The following is a 22,739-nucleotide window of genomic DNA, read 5'->3' on the forward strand; positions in this document are numbered from 1 at the left end:
CTTGCACTTTTAAAAGCACTGAGGTATTTATTCTACTTCAAGATACAATTCTGTAATCCAATCGGCAGGATTTGGAGTAGATGCCGGATCTGTAACATAAGATTCAAGTCTAACGGCGCCTTCGGGTTGGGTCAAACGGTATTGGCTCACATAATCCATGGTACTGTCCCAGGCTTCTTTGAGGTTGGTATAATCTCCTTTTAATGTTGTCTTTATGGCCTTAAAGGGCTCTAACTGACCGGTGAGAATATCACTTTCCGAAGAAATGACTTTAGAACTGGTAGGAATACAACAGGAAAATAGCACCGCATTATTGTCTTTGTCCCAAGTATGATAAATTACAAATGGATTTCCAGCAATGGTAATGTTATTGGCTCGGGCATACCCACCAACTTTTTGCATGAGACTTTGCATTTTTGACTCGTAATCCGTTATTTTTACAGAAGCGGTAGTGTAAAGATAAAAGCCACCACTGTGTTGGGTAATGCCTTCTATGTTTATGGTATAAGCTTTCATATCTGCTTGAGTGATACTGTCTAATTTAAAAAGGCCGCGTTCAAAATCTGGTGCCGTGTTTTTCTCTATAGTTCCAGCAAAAGCAACGTACATCTTGGTCATAAAATCTTGCTTGCCTTTCATGCTCCAAGTCACTTTGGTACCATGATCCACAGGCTCAAACGTCCAATCAATGGCGCTGGTACTTTCAAAAGGTTCTACAAAATGAATCTGTTGTGCAATAGATTTGTACGGTACAACCGTTTCGGTCTCCATACTGCCCACGCCAAGTACATCGCCATTCCAAGAATATCCTGCACCCTCACCAACGGTCTTGTCATCATAAGTAACTTGCGCCTTAAGGTCTTGTTCCATCCAAGGAGAGAATCGAGGCCATTCTTCAAAATCATTTACGGTATTGAACACTACGGGAGCAGGGGCATTGATTACGCGACTGCGACTAAATTCAAAGCTATTTGGCTGTACGGCAATATAAATGGCGCAGCCAATAATAACAATAAGAATAAGAAAGAATACGTATTTAAATACTTTCATGATAAAGGCGGATAGCGATTGATGATTAATAGGTAACCAAAGATAATCAATTTTAACAGATGTGTAATATTTACGTACATTTGTAAGACAACTATTAAATCATTTTTCATGAAATTGAAGTCCGTTTTTATGCTCGCTCTAGTTGCGGGTTTTATGTTTTCCTGTGACGAGGAAAAGAAAGCGCAAACAGAAGAAGTTGCTATGGTCGAAGAACAGGAAGAGTTTGACTATAACGTAGAGCAGTTTGCTGATATCAAGATTTTACGATACCAAATTCCGGGATGGGAAAATCTAACCTTAAAAGAGCAAAAGCTCGTGTATTATTTAACCCAAGCAGGCTTGTCTGGTCGTGATATCATTTGGGATCAAAATTACAGACATAACCTTAAAATTAGAAAAGCCTTAGAGCAAATATATTCCAATTATAATGGTGATAAGTCCACAGAAGATTGGAAGGCATTTGAAACGTATGTAAAACGCGTGTGGTTCTCAAACGGAATTCACCATCACTATTCTAATGATAAGATGAAGCCTGGGTTTTCTTCGGAATACTTAAAGCAACTCTTGGCAGATACCGATGCCACTTTAGAAGGGGAAGCTTTTGATGTGTTGTTTAATGACAAGGATTCCAAAAAAGTCAATCAAGCAAAAGGGGTGGACAACGTAGGGCTTTCCGCAGTAAATTTTTACGGACCAAACGTGAGCAATGCTGATGTAGCCTCATATTACAAAGCGAAGCAATCTCCAAATCCAGAAAAGCCATTGTCTTATGGTTTAAACTCTAAACTGGTTAAAGAAAACGGTGAGCTTAAAGAATTAACCTATAAGTCTGGAGGTTTATATGGCGAAGCTATTGACGAAATTATCAAATGGCTTGAAAAAGCAAAAGATGTTGCTGAAAATAAAAAGCAAGCTGATGCTTTAGGTTTATTAATTCAATATTATAAAACGGGCGATCTACAAACTTGGGATGATTATAACGAAGCTTGGACCGCAGCAACCGATGGAAATATTGATTACATCAATAGCTTTATTGAAGTGTATAACGACCCATTGGGTTACAGAGGATCTTATGAAACGATCGTTCAGATCAAGGATTTTGACATGTCTCAAAAGATGGAAGTATTGTCTAAAAACGCACAATGGTTTGAAGATAACTCTCCTTTAATGGATGAGCATAAAAAGGAAAATGTGGTAGGCGTCACTTACAAAGTGGTAAATGTGGCTGGCGAAGCTGGAGATGCATCACCAAGCACACCTATTGGTGTGAACTTGCCCAATGCCAACTGGATTAGAGCTGCTGTGGGGAGTAAATCAGTATCCTTAGGCAATATCATCAATGCCTATAACAATGCAGGAACTACAGGCCGATTAAAAGAGTTTGTAAATGATGAAGAGGAACTAGAATTAGAGGAGAAATATGGTCAAGTGGCCGATAAGTTGCATACTGCATTACATGAAGTGATTGGTCATGCTTCCGGACAATTGAACCCAGGAGTTGGTGAAACCAAGGAAACTTTAAAAAATTATGCTTCTACTTTAGAAGAAGGTCGTGCCGATTTAGTAGGACTTTATTACTTATACAGTCCAAAATTGCAAGAGCTAGGGTTAGTGGACGACTGGAAATCGGTTGGTAAAGCAGCTTATGATGGGTACATTAGAAACGGACTCATGACACAATTAATTCGTTTAAATTTGGGCGATGATGTTGAAGAAGCACACATGAGAAACCGCCAATGGGTCTCTGCTTGGGCCTATGAGAAAGGAAAAGCAGATAACGTGATTGAAAAAGTAACCCGCGATGGAAAGACCTATTTCAATATCAACGATTATGAGAAATTACACGACTTATTTGGTCAATTATTAAGAGAAACCCAACGTATCAAATCTGAAGGCGATTATCAAGCTGTTGAAGATTTGGTAGAGGGTTACGGTGTAAAAGTAGATCAAGCTATTCATTCTGAAGTACTAGAGCGTAACAAACAATTTACATCGCCACCGTATAGCGGATTTGTAAACCCTGTTTTAGTACCAGAATTTGATAAAAATGGAGAACTTTACAGAGTCAAAGTAACTCAACCTGATAGTTTTGACGGTCAGATGTTAGACTACAGCAAGAACTTTGGATTTTTACCAGAAGAAAACTAGAACACCAATAGTATCTAGATAAAGCTCAAGAAAAGGACACCGAAGGGTGTCCTTTTTTATGACATAATGGCTAAGTTGCTCTTTTCTTAAGCTTATAGAAATGATATAATGAAAGTAATAGTAGGATCAAAATAACTGGTTTTCTATACATCTCCGTATGTGGAAAATGTCATCACATCAGTTTTATTTTCAGATCTCTGGACTTCGGTGTATGGACCAGAACTCGTCATAGCTTTAAAACTTATTTTCTATACACAGGAATCTTAAGCCCAACAAATACATCTGTGGTTTTAGAACTGTCTGATAACAAATTACTTAAAACCGATCCCGATCCAATGCTCAGTGGGCCTAATCGAAAGCCTGCTCCAAAGGCCACATCGCCATATTGTCTAGCACTTAAAGGGGCAAAGAGACTAAACCACTTTGTTTCTAGTCTGGGCATCACAGTTACTGTATTAATAATGCTATTACTCAGTTCATTGTTTTCTTTTACTAAAGACAAACTCGCTTGACCACTAACTAAAAATTTCTTTGTAATACGATAGTCCACCAACACATGCAGGGCAGTGGGAAGATTCAATTTAAAGCTTTCACCGGTTTCAGCATTGTTATAGTTGTTATCTAAAAATTCTTCAATATCCTCATCGTAGGTGGCGGTGCTCACAGAGGCATTCATATCATAGGTTCTAACATCGGCATCCTTATAATTGATGCTCCCAATATCGGTCACTGAGACGCCAATTTTTAATTTGTAAGGATCTTGGTAATACCTCGAGTCTTCATCATCTTTGTTGGGATGCCATTGGTAAGTAAAGCCAAGATCTAAACCAAAGCCGGATGTAAGGTTGTTGAATTCAACATCGTTATTGTTAAAATCATTCGTTGTACCAAAGTTAAGAGAGCCCTGAGATGTTAAGTTTTCAGTGGCAGCAGTATATTGCCCTTGTAATCCTGGGCTGCTTATAAAAAGACCACCGGCGCCCTGTAAATATTTTAAGGTAACGCCTCCTTTAAGCATGTGCTGTTGTTTGTCCATTAAAATACGACCGTAAGTCAGACCAATTTCTCCCCAAACGTGAATGGTACCCGCAAGGTTAGAGGAGTCAAAATCAAAGTCATTGTCAGAGTCAAAGTCATCTACTACGGTCTCGTACAGTTCGCCGTTAATACCTCTTAGGTTGAGAAATCCTCTGGCCCGGGTAATGATTCCAATGCTGCTTTTTTTATTAAGATTAAACATAAACGAAGGTCCAAGGACATCGGCACTAAAAATAAAATTGTTAGAGTTGGTCGGGAAACGTTCAGAATCTTCTTCAATATCAAAACCGCCATCAGACTTTAAAATATCACTCAGGTTTATGCCAAAGTAATCGCTGCCTCCAAAAGCACTTACCGAGATCAAATTGACATCGGCTCTAAAACTAGTACCCACAATATTTGAGGGATTGTAAACAGCGCCATTAATTCCGGAGTAATTGTCAACCGTGTTGCCAGTATAGTTTTGAGCGCTGAAATTGAGGCTATAGAACAGAAGACCAAGTAGGATTAGCGGTAAAGAATGTTTCATAAGGGTAGTATTAATTTATGGTTAGTTAATTGGTGTGCCTGATAAAATCACGTTATCAACGATTTAATAATCAATGCCTTATGCTATTTCAAATTTTAAAATGGAAATGGCATACTCATTTTTAAAATACCACCCTATGACGCAAAAAAGCACCAGTTAAAGCATAGATAAAACAAGCGCGCTTAAACTATAATCGGTTTAAGTACAAAGCGATAAACCAAATGATTAGAAGAAAAAGATAACTGAAAAAATAAATATAGGAAGGAGATTTTAGACCAATACCTAAAAAACTCGAAGAACCGAGTTTATACGAATACAAATTTAATGGCCGTAATCATCAATAGAAAAGATATAAAGGCGATTAAGATCCAAACACTGCCTTTATAGTAACGCTTATGCAACTTCAGGTCTTTGCGGTAGGAAATAATCATGACAATAATAAAAACGATGGCAAATAAAATACCAAAAATCCATTGACCTTTACTGAACATATTACTAATTTTAAACGAAAATAAACAATCCCAAAATAGCATTTTTTAACGACACGCATCGGGATGTCAAAGATACGTTAGAAATCACATAAATGATAATAATTTAAATAGTGATTCCTAATTTGAACAAGCAAAACCTTTCAAACAGAACTATGAAAAAGTATACAGAAGCCGTAAAGCAATTTCACACAGCCTTTAAAATAGGATATTTAGAGGCACCAAAAGCAGACTTAGGTCTTGATAAAAATATGTTACGCTATAAATTGATGCGAGAGGAAAATGAAGAATATCTAGAAGCAGCTAATGCCAACGATCTTGTTGAGGTAGCAGATGCTTTGGGGGATATGCTTTACATTCTCTGCGGCACAATTATAGAGCATGGTTTACAACATAAAATAGATGAAGTGTTTGACGAAATACAACGCAGCAACATGAGCAAGTTGGGAGCCGATGGAGCACCTATTTACAGAGAAGATGGTAAAGTGCTTAAAGGGCCCAATTATTTTAAGCCAAATATTGAAAGTATTTTAAAGAGTTAGATTCTAAATAAAAAATTCCAAATCCAAAGTTGAAGTACTTTGTGATTTGGAATTTTTTTAAATTCATATCTAGATCAGATCGTAATCCTTAGATCTCGTATCTCCAACCATTTTTATCTTCAGCTAAATTATGCTGAATGGCAAGCATTTTTGATTTTAGAACACTTGAGTAAGAGGCGTCATTGATTTCTGGTAACTCGTGCATTTCATCTTTATATTCAAAAGCAGAAATAGGACTAATCACAGCCGCTGTACCTGCACCAAATATTTCTTTAAGCGTTCCGTTTTTAGAAGCTTCAACAATTTCATCAACTTTAATAGGTCTTACTTCACAGTCTAGATCATTGTCCTTAGCCAATTGGATCAAACTTTTTCTAGTCACACCATCCAAAATACGGTCACTTACAGGTGCTGTAATTAAAGTGTCATTGATTCTAAAAAAGACGTTCATGGTTCCTGCTTCTTCCAAAAGCGTATGCGTATCTGCATCGGTCCAAATCACTTGTTGGTAGCCTTTTTCCTGTGCAAGTCTGGTTGGGTAAAATTGTGCTGCATAATTTCCAGCGGCTTTAGCAAAACCAACACCACCGTTAGCAGAACGACTGTATTTTTCGGCAATAAGTACTTTCACTGTTCCTTTATAATAGGCCTTTGCTGGAGAACAGATAATCATGAATCTATAATTTTCAGAAGGCGCTGCTGCTATGGCAGAGTCTGTAGCAATTACAAATGGACGTATGTAAAGGGAGTTACCTACACCTGGCTTGATCCAATCTTTATCCATATCTAATAAAGTGGTCAATCCTTCAAAAAAGTAGGCTTTAGGAAACTCAGGCATCGCTAAACGCGCTGCAGATTTATTGATACGGTTGAAGTTTTCTTCTGGTCTAAAAAGAAAGGCATTACCATCCTCATCTTTATATGCTTTCATGCCTTCAAAGACCGCTTGTCCGTAATGAAACACACGAGCCGAAGGATCTATGGTCATGGCTTGATAAGGCACAATCTTAGGTTGTTGCCATGCGCCATCTATAAAATCACAGTAAAACATGTGATCTGTAAAGGTTTTTCCAAAAGGAAGATCAGTAAAATCAACAGTGGATAAGCGTGATTCCTTTGCTTTTTCAATATGTAACGAAAACGTTGTAGTGTTTGACATTTGAGTATATCTTTAGTTTTGCAAAAATAGTTATTTATGGTGGTTTACAAAAAGTATTGTTTGTCAAAAAAAAATGTAATTTTGACTCCATTAAAAACGTTCAATAATATTACAATGAAATACCTATTGATTTTATTAGTATTAGCAGCTACAGTGGCGAGTTGTAAGGAAGAAGAGAAACAACCTGTTGAAGAAACAACACAGGCCGAAGAGATGGCTTATGCTTCTTTTGGTAAAGAAATTAGCGAAAATGACGCCATTTCTGCAAATCAATTGGCCGCAAAATACGAAAGTATGACCGTTGGAGACTCTATGGAGGTCAAAGTAATGACAAAAATTGACGATGTGTGCCAAGCAAAAGGATGCTGGATGAAAGTAGATTTGGAAAACGGCGAACAGGCCATGGTAAAATTTAAAGACTACGGGTTCTTTATGCCAAAAGACAGTAAAGGAAAAAACGTTATTATCAATGGTAAGGCCTTTGTTAATGAAGTACCGGTTGATGAGCAAAGACATTATGCTGAAGATGGTGGTGCTACTGCAGAAGAAATTGCAGCAATTACCGAACCTAAAATCACGTATTCATTTGAAGCGGATGGGGTACTCTTAAAAACCGAGTAAATTTTGAAGCGAAACATCATCACTACGGCAGATGGATCATCTACCATTCAAATTGAAGAATGGAACGAGCAATACCATTCTGTTCACGGTGCCATACAAGAAGCAAACCATGTTTATATAAAGCATGGTTTTCTTTTTAGAAGTCAATCAGAGCCAGCTATTAGCGGTCCGTTGCACTTATTGGAAATTGGTTTTGGTACAGGTTTAAACGCGATGCTTACCTATGAAACCGCATTAGGTGCTGGTCAACTTGTGGATTATGTTGGTGTAGAGGCCTTTCCTGTGGCTTCGGAAGAATTAGCACAACTCAATTATGTAGACCAATTAGAGATCGATGCGAATGTGTTTAAGGCACTTCATGAGAGCGCTTGGAATCAAAAGACGAGCATTTCCGAAGAATTCTCGCTCCACAAACAGCAGAAACTGTTTAAGGACATTTCAGAAAAAGATAGGTTTGATGTCATTTATTTTGATGCCTTTGGCCCGAGGGTGCAACCTGAACTATGGGACGAATCTGTATTTAAGATCATGTTTGATGCTTTAAGAGAGCGTGGTGTGCTGAGCACTTATTGTGCAAAAGGAAGCGTTAGACGCGCCATGCAGAGTGTCGGTTTTTTGGTAGAACGTTTGCCAGGCCCTCCTGGAAAACGAGAAATGCTGAGAGCAACGAAGCATTCATCTAAAGCGGAGTGAGCAAAATGCATCTTTTTTGAGGTGCATTCAGCAAAAGCGGAGTGAGCAAAATGCATCTTTTTTGAGGTGCATTCATCTAAAGCGGAGTGAGCAAAATGCATCTTTTCAGAACGTAAAACTCACAAGAGGCAGAAGTTAGAAGGGCTTATTAGTGTTGGGGGTGCTTCAATATAGTTAAACCCTTATTAATTAGATCGTCTATGCCTTGGCATTTCACTAACTTTGAGATATGGTAAAAAAGGTATTAATAACCGGAGCTACGGGGATGATAGGGAGTGAGATTGTGAGGGTATGTCACCAATATGATATTGCGGTATATTACCTCACCACATCAAAAGATAAGCTATCCACAGAAGAGCGTTATAAAGGATTTTATTGGGATCCAGATCAAAAAATAATTGACGACAAGTGTTTAGAAGGCGTAGATGCCATCATCAATATGGTGGGGGCAACCATCTCTAAGCGATGGACCAGTAGTTATAAAAAAGAAATTATTAGCAGTAGAACAGAAACGGCTCAACTTCTAAAGGAAACGATTCAAAAACACAACTATCCTGTAAAACACATCGTGTCAGCCAGTGCTGTTGGAATCTATCCAGATTCTATTACCAATTATTACGAAGAGGACTTTGAAGGCAAATCATCCTCATTTTTAGGAGATGTTGTTGAAAAATGGGAGGCTGCCGTAGATGAGTTTAGTGAGATTGGTCTAAAGGTGGCTAAGATTCGAATTGGTTTGGTGCTTTCAGATCAAGGAGGTGCATTGCCCGAAATGGTAAAACCCATAAAACTTGGAGCTGGAGCCCCTTTTGGCAGTGGCGATCAATGGCAATCTTGGATTCATATTAAGGATTTGGCAATGCTTTTTGTTTATGCTGTTCAAAATAATTTAGAAGGCATCTACAATGGTGTTGCTCCAAACCCGGTCACCAATACCGAGGTCACCAAAATTGTGGCCAGTGTTTTAGATAAACCTTTATTACTGCCCAATATTCCTGAGTTTGCTATGAAATTGGTCTTGGGAGAAATGCATATTTTATTGTTTGAAAGTCAGCGTGTGAGTTCTAATAAAATTGAAAACGCCGGATTTGATTTCACATTTCATCATTTGGAAGCCGCAATTAAAGATTTGTATTAAATGGTTAAAAACACCTATAACAGTAAATTTTTATAAAACAAAAAAGCCACATGAGATGTCATGTGGCTTTTTATTGGTCTGTCTATAATGATTATGCTTTTTTAGCTTTAATCATGATTTTCAATTCCATATCATCGTTTATGAATTGGTCTCCTAAGTTGTCAAAAACAGACTTAGATCCATAATTGATACCCCATTGCGTACGGTCAATGGTAAAGGGCTCGCTTTCAATTTTCATAACACCATCTTCATTTGAAATGGTCACAGGAAAAGAAATGTTGTGCTTTTGTCCTTTCATAGAAAGATTTCCAGACAATCTGCTTTTGCCAGCAGCTAAAGATTCTGTGCTAGTCACTTCAAAAGTAGCTTCAGGAAATTGGTTCACGTTAAAAAAGTCGCCTTCTTTTCCTTCAACAGTACCTTTAAGGTGAGATTCTAAACTCATTTTATCGTCTCCTTCAAGATCGGTAACTTCAATAGATTCCATGTCAATTACAAAGGTGCCACTTTGTAATCTTCCATCGTCAACAGTAAGGTTGCCATTATCTATTTTAATAGTCCCAGTATGGGTACCGGTTGGTTTAAAGCCTTTCCATTCTATTTGAGAATCGGTAACGTTGACAGTATAATTCACCGAAGTGCTTTCACTAACAGCCGCAGCTTCTGCATCGCTAGTGTTCGCTTTTTCTGCTTTTTCCTGGCAGCTGGTCATCACTAAAGCGATGATCAATACATGTAATAATTGTAGAGATGTTTTTTTCATGTTCATTAGTTGTTTAAATAGGGTTAGGTACAAAAATAAGCAATGAAAAAACAATCTCAAAAAACATCAATTATTTTGGTGACATTTTGACATTATTATAATAATGGCAGTACTTTTGCCAACTTGAAGAACAAAGATTAAAGTTAAAAGCAATGAGTAATAAAGATAAAGATGAGGTTTTAGACGACACTCAAGATCAAAATCAAGATGTGACGTCAACAGAAAACGACGATAATTTTGAAGCAGCAGAAGAATTGACCATAGAAGAGCAATTGCATGAAGACCTTGCAAAAGAAAAGGATAAATTCATGCGTCTGTTTGCAGAGTTTGAAAATTATAAACGAAGAACTTCAAAAGAACGTATTGATTTATTTAAAACAGCAAGCCAAGATGTAATAGTGGCAATGTTGCCGATTCTTGATGACTTTGAGCGTGCATTATTGCACATTGAAGAAGATAAAGAGGCAGAAGAAATGCGTAAGGGTGTTCTTTTAATTTATAATAAGTTGCTCAATACCTTAAACCAAAAAGGATTACAGGTAATTGAATTAAGTGCAGGAGACACCTTTGATGCCGACGTTCATGAAGCCATTACGCAAATACCAGCACCCGAAGAAGGTTTGAAAGGAAAAATCGTTGACGTTGTTGAGAAAGGCTACAAATTAGGAGAAAAGATCATCCGTTATCCTAAAGTGGTTATTGGCAAATAAAAACGATTTACAAAACAGGTTTTTCTTTGAAGGAAAACGTAAAAAGCGATTATGGCAAAAAGAGATTATTACGAAATATTAGGTATAGATAAAAGTGCTTCGGCAGCAGAGATCAAGAAGGCGTATAGAAAGATGGCCATTAAGTTCCATCCAGATAAAAACCCTGATGATAATGAAGCTGAGACAAAATTCAAAGAGGCTGCAGAGGCTTACGAAGTTTTAAGTAATGCTGACAAGAAGGCAAGATATGACCAATTTGGACATCAAGCTTTTGAAGGCGGCGGCGGCTTTGGCGGCGGTGGCATGAACATGGATGACATCTTCAGCCAATTTGGTGACATTTTTGGTGGTGCATTTGGCGGCGGAGGCGGCGGCGGATTCTCTGGTTTTGGCGGCGGCTTTGGCGGTGGTCAAAGACGAGTTAAAGGAAGTAACCTCAGAATTCGAGTAGCGTTAACCTTAGAAGAGATTGCCAATGGCGTTGAGAAAAAGATAAAAGTAAAGCGTAAAGTTCAGGCACCGGGCACAACCTATAAAACCTGTTCAACTTGTAATGGCTCTGGTCAAGTAACAAGAATTACCAATACCATTTTAGGACGTATGCAAACGGCATCTGCTTGTCCAACTTGTGGAGGCGCTGGTCAAAGTATTGATAAAAAACCAAATGATGCTGACGCTCAAGGATTAAAAGTTCAAGAGGAAACGGTTTCAGTAAAAATTCCACCAGGAGTAGTAGATAGCATGCAGCTTAAGGTAACAGGCAAAGGTAATGAGGCACCAGGTAATGGTATTTCTGGAGATTTGTTAGTGGTTATTGAAGAGACAGAGCATGCCACGCTAAAACGAGAAGGAGATAATTTACATTATGATCTTTACGTGAGTTTGCCAGACGCTGTTTTAGGGACCTCTAAAGAAATTGATACGGTAACTGGTAAGGTGAGAATCAAGGTAGAAACTGGAGTGCAATCTGGTAAAATTTTACGCTTACGCGGAAAAGGGATTCCTAGCATAAACGGTTACGGAAGCGGTGATTTGTTAGTGCACGTCAATGTTTGGACTCCTAAGACACTCAATAAGGAACAAAAAGACTTTTTTGAGCGTATGAAAGACAATGAGCACTTTGACCCAAAACCTGAAAGTAGCGATAAGTCCTTTTTTGAAAAAGTAAAAGATATGTTTTCTTAGAAGGTGCTATTTTAATAAAAAATACTATATTTGATTATCACTAATTCTTATTAGTGATAATTTTTCTTTTTCATAGCAATTTTTTCCCATCCTTATTTAGTTAAGGGTGGGTTTTGTTTTTAGGTCATATCGCATTTTTAATCAGGGAGTTGTGTTTTGGTTTCTTATCAAGCAATTCGTATAGTGAAGGGTTTGGTTTTCGATTCTAAACATTCTTATCTTTTATTTTTTTTCGGACTCAAAATAATGACAGAAGCTTCAATCGCTTTAAATAAGTGCTACATATTGCGATTAAAATTTTAGTTGAATTAGCGCATCAAAGCACATCAACATTCCTATCTTTACGCGCTAATGATTAAATTTAAACGCCAATTCGTATATGACTCACGACCTGTTAGTAGCTGATAACGTTTCCAAGAACTTCGGAGATTTTAAAGCCTTAAACCAAGTGTCCATTTCAGTACCAAAAGGTAGTATATTTGGTTTGCTTGGTCCCAACGGGGCTGGTAAAACCACCTTAATACGGATCATCAATCAAATCACCATGCCAGATTCTGGTCGTGTGATTTTGGATGGGGAACCTCTCAAACCAGAACACATTCAAAATATTGGATATTTACCCGAAGAACGTGGCTTGTATAAGTCTATGAAAGTCGGGGAGCAATCACTATATCTTGCCCAATTAAAAGGACTTACCAAGCAAGAGGCTAAAGACCGCTTAAAATATTGGTTTGATAAATTGGATATTGGAGATTGGTGGAACAAGAAGATTCAAGAGTTAAGTAAAGGTCAGGCACAAAAAATACAATTTATCGTTACGGTTTTGCACCAACCTAAACTATTGATTTTTGATGAGCCATTTTCTGGTTTTGATCCTATAAACGCAAATCTTATTAAAGATGAGATCTTGCAATTGAGAGATGAGGGCGCTACAGTCATTTTTTCTACACACCGTATGGAGTCTGTAGAAGAGCTTTGTGATCATATTGCACTCATTCATAAGTCTAATAAAATATTAGATGGTCGATTAACAGATGTGAAGCGGCAATTTAAAACCAATACGTTTGAGGTGGGTCTAAAAACTGAAAATGCAGAGGCTGTAACTAGGGCCATTGAAGAAAAGTTTGCCGTATTACCCGCAACCTTTAGAAATCTAAACGATGATTTAAAACTAAATATCAAGCTTAAAGACACCGATAAATCGAATGATTTGTTAGGGTTTTTAACCTCAAGAGCAGAGGTCAATCATTTTGTAGAAGTGATCCCAAGTGCCAATGACATTTTTATACAATCTGTAAAAAACAGTTAGAATGAACCATCTTCCACTAATTATAAAACGGGAATATCTTACCAAAGTACGTAACAAGGCCTTTATCATAATGACCTTTGTGAGTCCTTTGGTCATGGTGGCTCTTGTTGCCTTGGTCGCTTATCTTTCCCAACTCAACAACGATACAGAACGAACCATTTCGGTCTTAGATGAAACGGGTATTTTGAGTGATGTATTTGAAAATACCGAAGAAACCACATACACGATATTAAGCGGTACCAATCTAGAAAATGCTAAAGCCTTAGTAAAGGCTCAGGAGAATTTTGGATTACTGCACATTGTGAAGAGTGCAGATAGCGCTAAGGTGGTTGAGAACGTTCGATTTTATTCAGATGAATCGCCATCCTTGTCGATTATCTCTGGCTTAGAACGTAAAATAGAAAAGAAACTATCAGATACGAAGCTGCAGTCTGATGGGGTGGATTTACAGAAAATTAGAGACTCTAAGACCGATGTGGTGATTGCTCAAGAAACCTTTACCGGAGAGAAAACCTCAAAAATTGATAATGTCTTGAAATTGGCTTTTGGTGGCGCTGCCGGCTATTTGCTGTTTATGTTCATTATTATCTACGGAAATATGATCATGAGGAGCGTGATAGAGGAAAAGACCAGCAGAATCATTGAAGTGATTATCTCTTCAGTAAAACCAATTCAATTGATGATGGGTAAGATCATCGGGACCTCTTTGGCAGGTCTTACACAGTTTGCCATTTGGGTTATAGTTGGAGGAATACTGGTATTTGTTTTAACTGCGATCTTTGGTATTAGTATCACAGAGTTGCAGACGCCACAACAGGATATGATGAAACAAGCGATGGAGAACCCTGAAATGGCCAATGAGATTCAATTGGGAATTCAATCCTTCTTCAACTTGCCAATAGCCAATTTAGTCACTGCTTTTATGTTCTTCTTTATTGGAGGCTATTTGCTTTACAGTTCGCTGTATGCAGCTGTGGGTGCAGCAGTGGATAATGAAACAGATACTCAGCAATTTATGATGCCTATCATTATGCCACTTATTTTAGCGGTGTATGTAGGTGTATTTACAGTAATAGAAGATCCGCATGGTACGGTTTCTACGGTATTTTCATTTATACCATTTACGTCACCTGTAGTCATGCTCATGAGAATTCCGTTTGGTGTGCCGTTATGGCAACAAGTATTGAGTTTCGCAATTTTGATTGGTACATTTACGTTAACCGTATGGTTTGCAGCCAAGATTTATCGTGTTGGTATTTTGATGTACGGAAAAAAACCGAGCTACAAAGAGCTGTATAAGTGGATTAAATATTAAAATGACGCAGGATTTAAAAAAAATAGAGGAGAAGATTACTGAAAGTTCCATTTGGGAAAAAACCAGAGGGTTTTTAAACCAACATATTGACTTTAGTGAAGATATTAGTGTGTCTTTATTCGATTTGCTCATTGTAGCTACGGCTATATTTGTAACCACTATTTTACTGCGATTTATATTAAGAATCATCACTCGAAAACTTCCTCTAGAAGACAAGAAAAAGTTCAAGGTTGTCTTCGGTTATTTTAGGTGGTTGGTCTACGTGATTATTTTACTCATCACACTTCATACGGTAGGCGTTAACGTCACCGCTGTTTTTGCCGCATCTGCCGCATTATTAATTGGTATTGGTTTGGCGCTACAAACACTGTTTCAAGATATCATTTCGGGTATTTTTATATTGGTAGATCAAACGGTGCATGTAGGCGATATTATTGAAATAGAAGGCAAAGTTGGCCGTGTTGAAGAGATTAAGTTAAGAACCACCAGAGCGGTTACCATAGATAATAAAGTATTGGTAATCCCCAACCATTTGTATTTAGAGAACAGTCTTTACAACTGGACACAGAATGGCACGCTTACTCGAGAAAATGTAGAAGTAGGTGTGGCCTATGGCAGTGATGTGCAATTGGTTAAAAAATTATTGTTACAGGCTGCTAACTCTCATCCAGACGTTATTAGCGAGCCAAAACCAACGGTTGTTTTCACCAATTTTGGGGAGAGCTCGTTAGATTTTAAAATCGTATTTACCATAGGCGATAGTTTTAAGGCACAATTTCCAAAGAGTGACATTCGTTTTGAAATTGATAAATTATTCAGGGAAAATAACGTCACCATACCATTTCCTCAGAGAGATGTTCATGTTATTCAAAGAGAAGATCAAAACATTCAATTACGGATGAGGTCTTCCGAAGAACAATGACAGCTCTATTATTGAAAACCAAAAGTTTAAACCAACCAACCAGTACTAAATTTAACTAAAACCCTAACAACAGTACTAATTCGTTTTTTTATGACCCAAAATTTTTTCAAGATCCTATGTGTTATGTTCATAATGCAGATGGGACACGGGCTTTTCGCTCAAACTTCAGACTTGTTCAGAATTGAATATCTAAATGTACCCAACAATAATACAGGGAATTCTGTGAGTAGGTTTAGAACCTTATTTCAATTGCCATTAGAGTTTAAAAAGAACAATTACATTATTATTGGGGGAGAATACCGCTATACCAGCCTAGAGTTGGATAATGTACCATTTACAACAGATGATTTAAATTCTGTACAACGTATTGAAGGCTCTATAGGGTATTTGCATAGAACGGAAGGCGAATGGATTTATGCGGCAAAACTAGGAATGCGTTTGCAGTCTAATTTTGAGACTACGTTGGAGTCTGATGATTACATCTACGTTGGAAACTTGTATGCCATTAGAGATAGAACAAAAAACAGAGAAGACGGTAAAAAACCGGACCGCTTGATTTTAGGTCTAGAATATTCAACCACTCCAGGACGAAACTTTCCATTACCTATCATCAATTATTACCGAGAATTTCATCCCGATTGGACCTATACGCTGGGTGTTCCAAAAACAAATATTCGTTATAAATTTGATGATAAAAACCATTTGCAGGCCTTCGTGACCTTAGATAACTTTTTTGCAAATATTCAAGGCAATAAGGTGGTCAATGGTAAAGTTGCCGAGAACATTTCTATGACCACCGTGCTTGGAGGGTTGGGTTATGAGCATTATTTTACAAAACATATCTTGTACTATGGTTACGTAGCTTACACCATTTCTAATGATTATAGGTTAAGAGATAATGACAGAGAAGATATTTATACCATAGAAGATAAAAATACCGTATATTTTAGAACAGGAATAAAATTAAAAATTTAGGAATGCCAAAAATATTAGTAATAGAAGATGAAGCCGCCATTAGACGCGTGTTAGTAAAGATTCTTTCTGAGGAAAATGACAGCTATGAAGTTGACGAGGCAGAAGACGGTCTTGTAGGGATAGAAAAAATAAAAAAAGAAGATTACGACCTGGTCCTTTGCGACATCAAGATGCCTAAAATGGATGGCGTTGAAGTCCTAGAGGCTGCAAAAAAGATAAAGCCAGAAACACCCATGGTGATGATCTCTGGCCATGGCGATCTTGATACTGCTGTAAATACAATGCGTTTGGGCGCTTTTGATTACATATCCAAACCGCCAGATTTAAATAGATTACTCAATACGGTGAGAATTGCACTTGATACCCAAACCTTGGTCGTTGAGAACAAGATGCTCAAGAAAAAAGTAGACAAGAAATACCAAATGATAGGGGACAGTGATGCCATTGCCCATATCAAGGATATGATAGAAAAGGTTGCGGCTACTGATGCTCGTGTATTGATTACAGGACCTAATGGTACCGGAAAAGAGTTGGTGGCCCATTGGTTACATCAAAAAAGTGAACGCTCTAAAGGCCCCTTAATTGAGGTCAATTGTGCTGCCATTCCTTCAGAACTTATAGAAAGTGAATTGTTTGGCCACGTTAAAGGAGCCTTTACAAGTGCGGTAAAAGACCGCGCAGGAAAATTTGAGGCTGCCAATAGCGGAACTATTTTTTTAGACGAAATCGGGGACATGAGCCTTTCGGCTCAGGCTAAAGTATTACGAGCATTACAAGAAAATAAAATTCAGCGGGTTGGTAATGATAAAGACATTAAGGTTGATGTTAGAGTGGTTGCAGCTACCAATAAAGACTTAAAAACTGAAATTTCCGAAGGCCGTTTTAGAGAAGACCTCTATCACAGATTGGCAGTAATTCTTATTAAAGTGCCTGCGTTAAACGATAGGCGTGAAGACATCCCGTTACTCATTGATTATTTTACGAGTAAAATTGCTGAAGAGCAAGGAACGGCTAAGAAAAACTTTTCAGAAAAAGCCACTAAAATGCTTCAAGAATATGACTGGACGGGTAATATTCGAGAACTTCGAAACGTAGTGGAACGTCTCATTATTCTTGGAGAACCAGAAGTAAGTGAGTCTGATGTTAATATGTTTGCCTCTAAGTAAAGCACCCTTAAAAAGTCGATACTATGAAAACCATTAATACCGCAGATTTTAAAGTCACTGCACCCATTCAGCTTAAGGATATGTCAACGACATATGATCTTGATGCCGATGAAAAGAAAATTGAAAAGGAACTCGAAGACATTAGAGAAGACCTGGGAGATTTTCAAAATACCATTTATGCACATGCCAAATATGCCGTTTTAATTTGCATTCAAGGCATGGATACCGCAGGAAAAGATAGCTTGATCCGCGAGGTGTTTAAAGATTTTAATAGTAGAGGCGTAGTCGTACATAGTTTTAAAGTGCCTACAGATCTAGAAAAAAAGCATGACTACCTTTGGCGCCATTACATCGCTTTGCCAGCTCGTGGCAAGTTTGGGGTCTTTAATAGAACACATTACGAAAATGTCTTGGTCACTCGTGTACATCCAGAGTATATCTTGGGAGAAAATTTACCACATATTAATAAGGTTGAAGACATTGATGGTGCATTTTGGGCCAAGCGTTTTGAGGAAATCAATAATTTTGAAAAACACATTGCAGAGAACGGTACCATAGTGTTTAAATTTTTTCTTCACATTTCAAAAGACGAACAGAAAAGTAGGTTACTACGTCGTTTGGATAAACCAGAAAAAAACTGGAAGTTCTCTCCAGGAGATCTTAAAGAACGAAAACTTTGGGATCGCTATCAAGAGTGTTATGAGGATGCAATTAACCAAACGTCTAAATTTCATGCGCCGTGGTACGTCATTCCTTCAGACGATAAGCCTACCGCCCGATACATTGTAGCTAAAACTTTGTACGATACCTTAACCGCTTATAAAGATATCAAGGAACCAGAACTAGAGCCAGAAGTTAAAGCTAATATAGATAGCTATAGAGAACAGCTTAAAGACGATTAGGTTTTTTTCTTTTGATCTTGCTTCGGAAATCGTCTGCATCTCATTCACATAAGTCTTGAAATGTTTATCAAGTGCTTTAAACAGCAATCTAAAGTCGTGTTTTAGTAAGAACTGCCGATCGGATCATGCTATTTTAAACGTCGCTTTTGAAGGCTCTTATTAATCATAAATACAAGGCTAATGACAGCAGCAAAAATGGCTGTACCTAACATTTCGTTTACCGTAAGATATGATAAAAAGTAGAGGATGATCCCAATGGATGCTATTGGGACCAAGAGTCCGCCAGGGATTTTAAATTCTCCTTCTTTCGATTTTTGAGTTTTCCGAAGTCGAATTACAGATAGTACCACGCCTAAATAGATCAATAGCGTTGAACTAGAGGTAATGATAACCAACTGCTCAAAAGTTCCCGTAGCGGCAATGACAAAGCCAACACCACCGTAAATGATGATGGAAATAAAGGGTGTCGCAAAATTAGGATGAATTTTAGCCAAAGCCTTTATGGGGATCACTTTATCTCTTGCTAAAGCGTACACTACTCTTGGGCTGTTCAGAATGGAGCCGCTCATGTTCCCAAACATAGAAATGGCGGCGCCAGCAATGAGTAATACAAAACCAAACGCTCCAAAGGCAATCTTTGCAGTTTCAGCTAGGGGAGCAGATTCAAAATTAGGCAAGTCATCTCCAAGAATACCTTGGCAAACCGTTTGAATCAAGATGTAGAGTAAAGCGACGAAGGAGATGCTTATAAAAATAGCTTTTGGGATATTTCGTTTAGGATTAATGACCTCACCTCCAACAATAAGTCCGGTTTCAGAGCCTAAAAAAGCGAAAAACAACACCAGCGAGGTTTGACCTAAGGTCTTAAAATCGGGCAGTGCTTCAATACTAAGATGTTCTAAAGTAACCGCATGCCACCCCAAAGTAACCAGAATTAACAGGGGAATGAGTTTGGCAAGGGTGTTAAACTTTACAAGACCCATGCCTTGCTTTACGCCAATAACGTTGGTATAAATAAGGCCGAAGAAGAGTATTAGCAAAAAGAGCAAGCGCATGAGCGGATTTTCGAAAATAGGAAACACATCTGCAACTAAATTTACCAAGGCATTTGACACAGCAGCATCTGCAAAAAGCGTCGAGGCAATAGAAAACACACCGCTTAAAAAACCAGCATAATCACCAAAGGCTGTTTCTATATAAGTGTAAGCGCCTCCTGTATTGGTCACTTTGCTTCCAGCCTCTGCAAAACAGAGCATGATGAGCGCAATTAAGAGTGCGCAAAAGAGATAGGCTAAAATACTGGCAGATCCCATATTAGAAGCAACAATGGCCGGTAAGGCAAAGATACCCGCGCCAATAACAATATTGATGATGTTAGCAGATAGCCCAAATAGGCCAATGGTCCGTTTTAAATGCTCTTCTTTTGGTTTCATGAGTTTTGCTGTTCTGTTTCTAAATCACGATGGATTGATGAGGCTTTCATAAGGCTTTACTTTTAGAAATTTGCAGACGTTTTCCGTAGGTCAACTGACGCCACAACCACTCTAAAGGCCCATATTTAAAATACTTGAGCCATATGGTGCTAAAGAGCACTTCCATTAAAAAATAGCTCATAGCAATGAGCATAATTACGGTGAAACCAAATTCTCCGGCGAGCCCTAGCCCGAGTTTATAAAAAAATGCAATGCCAAATACCGTTTGTAAAATGTAGTTGGTAAATGCCATTTTGCCAGCAGGAGCAATCCATTGTAGAAGATGAGGTTTGTTTCTGTAAATAAGCGCAATAAGAGCGGCATAGCCCAACGCACAAGGAACTGTGCCAAGAGCATAGGTCAGGGTAATTAGAAAACTATTAAGTTGAGAGGGTGCTAACATCAACTCTATGTAAGCTCTCAATCCGCTCATTGGCAAACCTAAAAGTAATCCGAAAATTGCGATGCGTTTGAGAAACGGAGCGTTGTTTAAAAGCTGATGATTACGAATATGGCGGCCAGCACAAATACCTATGAGGAAAATTCCAAATACTTTAAAGAGGCGGCCTTCCTCTAAAATAAAACCAATACGGGTAAAGGTGTTACCAAAGTTCATTTTAAAAAAGTCTCCCCAATGCTCATTAAGCAATAGAAATATGAATGTCATTATAGGTTTTTCCCTGCCATTCTGATTGAGGAAAACCGTAGTAGGACCAGATCTCTGTACTGGTTTGAAAAAGGTAATGTGGGTAATCAACCCCAAAATAATAAATGAGGAGCCAATTGAGTATGGGCAATAGGATAAGAACACAGGCGAAGCTGAGTAATTTTTTGTCTGAGACGTTTATAAACGGAATGATCACAAAACCCAAAAGCGCGTATAAGGTTAAGATATCTCCTAACCAAAAGCCAACCAAATGAATCAATCCAAAGGCCAATAACCAAAACATACGTCGTCTAAAAAATGGTGCAAATGGTTTTTCCTGCTTTTGAAGTTTTTGATATTGTACAAAGCAACCTATCCCGAAGAGCAGCGAGAAAATAGAGTAGAATTTCCCATCAATGATCAGGTATGATACAAAAGAGAGTAGGTCATCTGACGCTAAAACGAAATTTGAGTTTCTGTTTTCAGGAGCCATAAAGAACGCTCCTGAAAAAAATAAAATATTCGCCATAAAAATGAATTTTATGGCAAGGCCTCTTAAGATATCTAAAAAATGAATGCGTTGTTCTTGCTGAAGCGGTTTAAGCTGGTTTTGTTGATGCTGTACCATAATTTTATTCTTTTTTTATAGGGTGTCTTTTGTTGTAACTTAAATTACGCCAGAGCCACTCAAGAGGTCCAAAGTGAAAGTAACGGAGCCAAATAGCACTCGTTATCAATTGAAAAATCCAAATAGAGAAAACGATATACAGTAATTCATGACGTTGAAACTCACCAAAGAGTCCAAAGCCTGCGCCTGTAAATAGGAACAGCGCAAAAATGGAATGCATGACATAATTGGTAAGCGCCATTTTACCAACATTAGAAAGTGCAACTTTTAACCTGATGAAGATTGGCGATTTGCAGAATAGCATAATAAGACCAATATGTCCCATAGCAACAGCAACACGCCCCAAGTCATAAGAGATATTGGATTTAGCAAAACTTAACATTGAAAAGTCATGATCAATAATCAGTTGTATTTCGTAATAATTGACACTAAATCCAACGGTGTAACCAATAATCATCATGATAAAATAAAAGCGATAAGATTTGACTGCAGAAAGGATGTTCAGTTTAAAAAAAGCAATACCCAAAAGCATCATGCTCAATATGTCCCATACATCATAACGGTATAAATAGTGTTTTTCAAAATGCATATTGATGGGTGCTAAAAAGGCAACCACATCAAAATAGCCTTTTTGCATATTTGCATTATATGCTGTAATAGCTTCTGGAGATCGTTCTTGCTGTAATTCATTCCACATAAGTTCTGAGGCTTTTAGGTCTTCAGTAAGGGCTTTTCCGTCGCTTTGATATTGCTCTACTAAAACCATGTCTTCGGTTAATTGTTTAGCGGAATTGTATTCGGCATAATTCCAAATGGTGCCTATTGAAAATAAAACCAAGGCAATACTTATTAATGTTTTTGGCGGTAAATTCCGGAAGGAATAGACCAAGAAACCCATAAGGGCGTAGCTAAATAAAATTTCGCCAGTCCAGAGTAAAAGGTATGAGTGGATAAGGCCAAACAGCAACAACCACATTAACCGTCTAAAATAGATGTCGGCAGCCTTTAGGCCTGCACCTCGAGTTTCCAACCGATTTAAAAGAATAAACATACCTGCTCCAAATAAGAGCGAGAAAAGGGCGCGCATCGTGCCCTCAAAGACCATGTTTGTAGTCATCCAAGTGTAAAGATCCCAGCTGGTGGCTCCTCCAGAGGCTGTTGGGTCTTCGTAAGCATGGGCCAGCGCCATGCCATTAATGTTCATTAATAAAATTCCGAAGAGCACAATGCCCCGCATGATATCTATAGAATGGATGCGATCAAGTGCCTTTAGGGGCGTTAAGGAGGTAGCAGTAGTTTTCATAAAGCCTTGGTTTTAGTTATTTTATCTTGAACTGTAG

22 protein-coding genes are annotated in these 22,739 nt (G+C 38.1%); 13 read left to right on the top strand and 9 right to left on the bottom strand.

The genetic code is table 11. From position 1 onward, the window contains the following. Positions 1-27: 27 nt before the first annotated feature. Complete coding sequence (locus P176_RS0115665) at positions 28-1,050, bottom strand: SRPBCC family protein (protein WP_026755590.1); 1,023 nt, start codon at positions 1,048-1,050, stop codon at positions 28-30. 108 nt (positions 1,051-1,158) lie between these two features. On the opposite strand from P176_RS0115665, the gene P176_RS0115670 reads away from it, so the two are divergent. Continuing rightward, the gene (locus P176_RS0115670; RefSeq protein ID WP_026755591.1) at positions 1,159-3,198 is read left to right on the top strand and encodes a dihydrofolate reductase; all 2,040 of its coding nucleotides are present in this window, start codon (positions 1,159-1,161) and stop codon (positions 3,196-3,198) included. Positions 3,199-3,439: 241 nt separating this feature from the next. Here P176_RS0115670 and P176_RS0115675 read toward each other — a convergent pair whose 3' ends face one another. Together P176_RS0115675 and P176_RS20615 are read right to left on the bottom strand one after the other, a co-directional pair. Next, positions 3,440-4,765, bottom strand: coding sequence for a DUF5723 family protein (locus tag P176_RS0115675; RefSeq protein ID WP_026755592.1), 1,326 nt, complete (start codon positions 4,763-4,765; stop codon positions 3,440-3,442). A gap of 305 nt (positions 4,766-5,070) precedes the next feature. Beyond that, the gene (locus P176_RS20615; protein WP_026755593.1) at positions 5,071-5,256 is read right to left on the bottom strand and encodes a hypothetical protein; all 186 of its coding nucleotides are present in this window, start codon (positions 5,254-5,256) and stop codon (positions 5,071-5,073) included. A 152-nt stretch (positions 5,257-5,408) separates the two neighbouring features. On the opposite strand from P176_RS20615, the gene P176_RS0115685 reads away from it, so the two are divergent. After that, positions 5,409-5,795, top strand: a complete 387-nt coding sequence (locus P176_RS0115685; protein WP_026755594.1) for a nucleoside triphosphate pyrophosphohydrolase family protein — start codon at positions 5,409-5,411, stop codon at positions 5,793-5,795. Positions 5,796-5,883: 88 nt separating this feature from the next. Here P176_RS0115685 and P176_RS0115690 read toward each other — a convergent pair whose 3' ends face one another. Continuing rightward, positions 5,884-6,954: a branched-chain amino acid aminotransferase gene (locus tag P176_RS0115690; RefSeq protein ID WP_026755595.1), complete on the bottom strand. Its 1,071-nt coding sequence runs from the start codon at positions 6,952-6,954 to the stop codon at positions 5,884-5,886. A gap of 81 nt (positions 6,955-7,035) precedes the next feature. On the opposite strand from P176_RS0115690, the gene P176_RS0115695 reads away from it, so the two are divergent. From P176_RS0115695 to P176_RS0115705, 3 genes are all read left to right on the top strand, one after another. After that, entirely contained in the window at positions 7,036-7,575 is a 540-nt protein-coding gene (locus P176_RS0115695; protein ID WP_369793777.1) for a DUF4920 domain-containing protein, read from the top strand. A gap of 3 nt (positions 7,576-7,578) precedes the next feature. Then, on the top strand, positions 7,579-8,268 hold the full coding sequence (mnmD, locus tag P176_RS0115700; RefSeq protein WP_026755597.1) for a tRNA (5-methylaminomethyl-2-thiouridine)(34)-methyltransferase MnmD: 690 nt from the start codon (positions 7,579-7,581) through the stop codon (positions 8,266-8,268). Between the two features lie 229 nt (positions 8,269-8,497). Continuing rightward, positions 8,498-9,406 (top strand): TIGR01777 family oxidoreductase, encoded by a 909-nt coding sequence (locus tag P176_RS0115705; RefSeq protein ID WP_026755598.1) that lies wholly within the window; start codon positions 8,498-8,500, stop codon positions 9,404-9,406. 91 nt (positions 9,407-9,497) lie between these two features. Here P176_RS0115705 and P176_RS0115710 read toward each other — a convergent pair whose 3' ends face one another. Next, entirely contained in the window at positions 9,498-10,169 is a 672-nt protein-coding gene (locus P176_RS0115710) for a YceI family protein (RefSeq protein WP_026755599.1), read from the bottom strand. A 152-nt stretch (positions 10,170-10,321) separates the two neighbouring features. On the opposite strand from P176_RS0115710, the gene P176_RS0115715 reads away from it, so the two are divergent. The 8 genes from P176_RS0115715 to P176_RS0115750 all read left to right on the top strand — a co-directional run bounded on the left by P176_RS0115715 (position 10,322) and on the right by P176_RS0115750 (position 18,653). After that, the gene (locus tag P176_RS0115715; protein WP_026755600.1) at positions 10,322-10,879 is read left to right on the top strand and encodes a nucleotide exchange factor GrpE; all 558 of its coding nucleotides are present in this window, start codon (positions 10,322-10,324) and stop codon (positions 10,877-10,879) included. A 51-nt stretch (positions 10,880-10,930) separates the two neighbouring features. Next, the gene (dnaJ, locus tag P176_RS0115720) at positions 10,931-12,064 is read left to right on the top strand and encodes a molecular chaperone DnaJ (protein ID WP_026755601.1); all 1,134 of its coding nucleotides are present in this window, start codon (positions 10,931-10,933) and stop codon (positions 12,062-12,064) included. Between the two features lie 379 nt (positions 12,065-12,443). Next, entirely contained in the window at positions 12,444-13,373 is a 930-nt protein-coding gene (locus P176_RS0115725) for an ABC transporter ATP-binding protein (protein WP_026755602.1), read from the top strand. Position 13,374: 1 nt separating this feature from the next. After that, positions 13,375-14,688, top strand: a complete 1,314-nt coding sequence (locus P176_RS0115730) for an ABC transporter permease (protein WP_026755603.1) — start codon at positions 13,375-13,377, stop codon at positions 14,686-14,688. A 1-nt stretch (position 14,689) separates the two neighbouring features. Further along, positions 14,690-15,610, top strand: a complete 921-nt coding sequence (locus tag P176_RS0115735; RefSeq protein ID WP_026755604.1) for a mechanosensitive ion channel family protein — start codon at positions 14,690-14,692, stop codon at positions 15,608-15,610. Positions 15,611-15,748: 138 nt separating this feature from the next. Continuing rightward, positions 15,749-16,585 (top strand): hypothetical protein, encoded by an 837-nt coding sequence (locus P176_RS0115740; RefSeq protein ID WP_231481269.1) that lies wholly within the window; start codon positions 15,749-15,751, stop codon positions 16,583-16,585. 2 nt (positions 16,586-16,587) lie between these two features. Then, complete coding sequence (locus P176_RS0115745; RefSeq protein ID WP_026755606.1) at positions 16,588-17,751, top strand: sigma-54 dependent transcriptional regulator; 1,164 nt, start codon at positions 16,588-16,590, stop codon at positions 17,749-17,751. 23 nt (positions 17,752-17,774) lie between these two features. Then, entirely contained in the window at positions 17,775-18,653 is an 879-nt protein-coding gene (locus P176_RS0115750) for a phosphate--nucleotide phosphotransferase (protein WP_026755607.1), read from the top strand. Between the two features lie 128 nt (positions 18,654-18,781). On the opposite strand, the gene P176_RS0115755 is transcribed toward P176_RS0115750, so the two are convergent. The 4 genes from P176_RS0115755 to P176_RS0115770 are packed head-to-tail and all read right to left on the bottom strand — an operon-like array spanning position 18,782 to position 22,702. After that, entirely contained in the window at positions 18,782-20,086 is a 1,305-nt protein-coding gene (locus P176_RS0115755; protein ID WP_026755608.1) for an APC family permease, read from the bottom strand. Between the two features lie 46 nt (positions 20,087-20,132). Continuing rightward, positions 20,133-20,792, bottom strand: a complete 660-nt coding sequence (locus P176_RS0115760) for a DUF418 domain-containing protein (RefSeq protein ID WP_026755609.1) — start codon at positions 20,790-20,792, stop codon at positions 20,133-20,135. Continuing rightward, positions 20,767-21,399 (bottom strand): DUF418 domain-containing protein, encoded by a 633-nt coding sequence (locus P176_RS19650; protein WP_026755610.1) that lies wholly within the window; start codon positions 21,397-21,399, stop codon positions 20,767-20,769. Before P176_RS19650 ends, P176_RS0115760 begins: the two co-directional genes overlap by 26 nt. A gap of 4 nt (positions 21,400-21,403) precedes the next feature. Continuing rightward, on the bottom strand, positions 21,404-22,702 hold the full coding sequence (locus P176_RS0115770; RefSeq protein WP_026755611.1) for a DUF418 domain-containing protein: 1,299 nt from the start codon (positions 22,700-22,702) through the stop codon (positions 21,404-21,406). Between the last annotated feature and the right edge of the window lie 37 nt (positions 22,703-22,739).

Origin of the sequence: Sediminibacter sp. Hel_I_10 (genome assembly GCF_000688335.1) — a bacterium.
Classification (GTDB): domain Bacteria; phylum Bacteroidota; class Bacteroidia; order Flavobacteriales; family Flavobacteriaceae; genus Psychroserpens.

Bases quoted from the DNA above. Each gene is read 5' to 3' on its own strand.
- P176_RS0115770 (WP_026755611.1), bottom strand. From the start codon at position 22,702: ATGAAAACTACTGCTACCTCCTTAACGCCCCTAAAGGCACTTGATCGC.
- P176_RS19650 (WP_026755610.1), bottom strand. From the start codon at position 21,399: ATGGTACAGCATCAACAAAACCAGCTTAAACCGCTTCAGCAAGAACAA.
- P176_RS0115745 (WP_026755606.1), top strand. From the start codon at position 16,588: ATGCCAAAAATATTAGTAATAGAAGATGAAGCCGCCATTAGACGCGTG.
- P176_RS0115685 (WP_026755594.1), top strand. From the start codon at position 5,409: ATGAAAAAGTATACAGAAGCCGTAAAGCAATTTCACACAGCCTTTAAA.
- P176_RS0115715 (WP_026755600.1), top strand. From the start codon at position 10,322: ATGAGTAATAAAGATAAAGATGAGGTTTTAGACGACACTCAAGATCAA.
- P176_RS0115690 (WP_026755595.1), bottom strand. From the start codon at position 6,954: ATGTCAAACACTACAACGTTTTCGTTACATATTGAAAAAGCAAAGGAA.
- P176_RS0115740 (WP_231481269.1), top strand. From the start codon at position 15,749: ATGGGACACGGGCTTTTCGCTCAAACTTCAGACTTGTTCAGAATTGAA.
- P176_RS0115665 (WP_026755590.1), bottom strand. From the start codon at position 1,050: ATGAAAGTATTTAAATACGTATTCTTTCTTATTCTTATTGTTATTATT.
- dnaJ (WP_026755601.1), top strand. From the start codon at position 10,931: ATGGCAAAAAGAGATTATTACGAAATATTAGGTATAGATAAAAGTGCT.
- P176_RS0115735 (WP_026755604.1), top strand. From the start codon at position 14,690: ATGACGCAGGATTTAAAAAAAATAGAGGAGAAGATTACTGAAAGTTCC.
- P176_RS0115730 (WP_026755603.1), top strand. From the start codon at position 13,375: ATGAACCATCTTCCACTAATTATAAAACGGGAATATCTTACCAAAGTA.
- P176_RS0115670 (WP_026755591.1), top strand. From the start codon at position 1,159: ATGAAATTGAAGTCCGTTTTTATGCTCGCTCTAGTTGCGGGTTTTATG.
- P176_RS20615 (WP_026755593.1), bottom strand. From the start codon at position 5,256: ATGTTCAGTAAAGGTCAATGGATTTTTGGTATTTTATTTGCCATCGTT.
- P176_RS0115710 (WP_026755599.1), bottom strand. From the start codon at position 10,169: ATGAAAAAAACATCTCTACAATTATTACATGTATTGATCATCGCTTTA.
- P176_RS0115705 (WP_026755598.1), top strand. From the start codon at position 8,498: ATGGTAAAAAAGGTATTAATAACCGGAGCTACGGGGATGATAGGGAGT.
- P176_RS0115675 (WP_026755592.1), bottom strand. From the start codon at position 4,765: ATGAAACATTCTTTACCGCTAATCCTACTTGGTCTTCTGTTCTATAGC.
- P176_RS0115725 (WP_026755602.1), top strand. From the start codon at position 12,444: ATGACTCACGACCTGTTAGTAGCTGATAACGTTTCCAAGAACTTCGGA.
- P176_RS0115755 (WP_026755608.1), bottom strand. From the start codon at position 20,086: ATGAAACCAAAAGAAGAGCATTTAAAACGGACCATTGGCCTATTTGGG.
- P176_RS0115760 (WP_026755609.1), bottom strand. From the start codon at position 20,792: ATGACATTCATATTTCTATTGCTTAATGAGCATTGGGGAGACTTTTTT.
- P176_RS0115750 (WP_026755607.1), top strand. From the start codon at position 17,775: ATGAAAACCATTAATACCGCAGATTTTAAAGTCACTGCACCCATTCAG.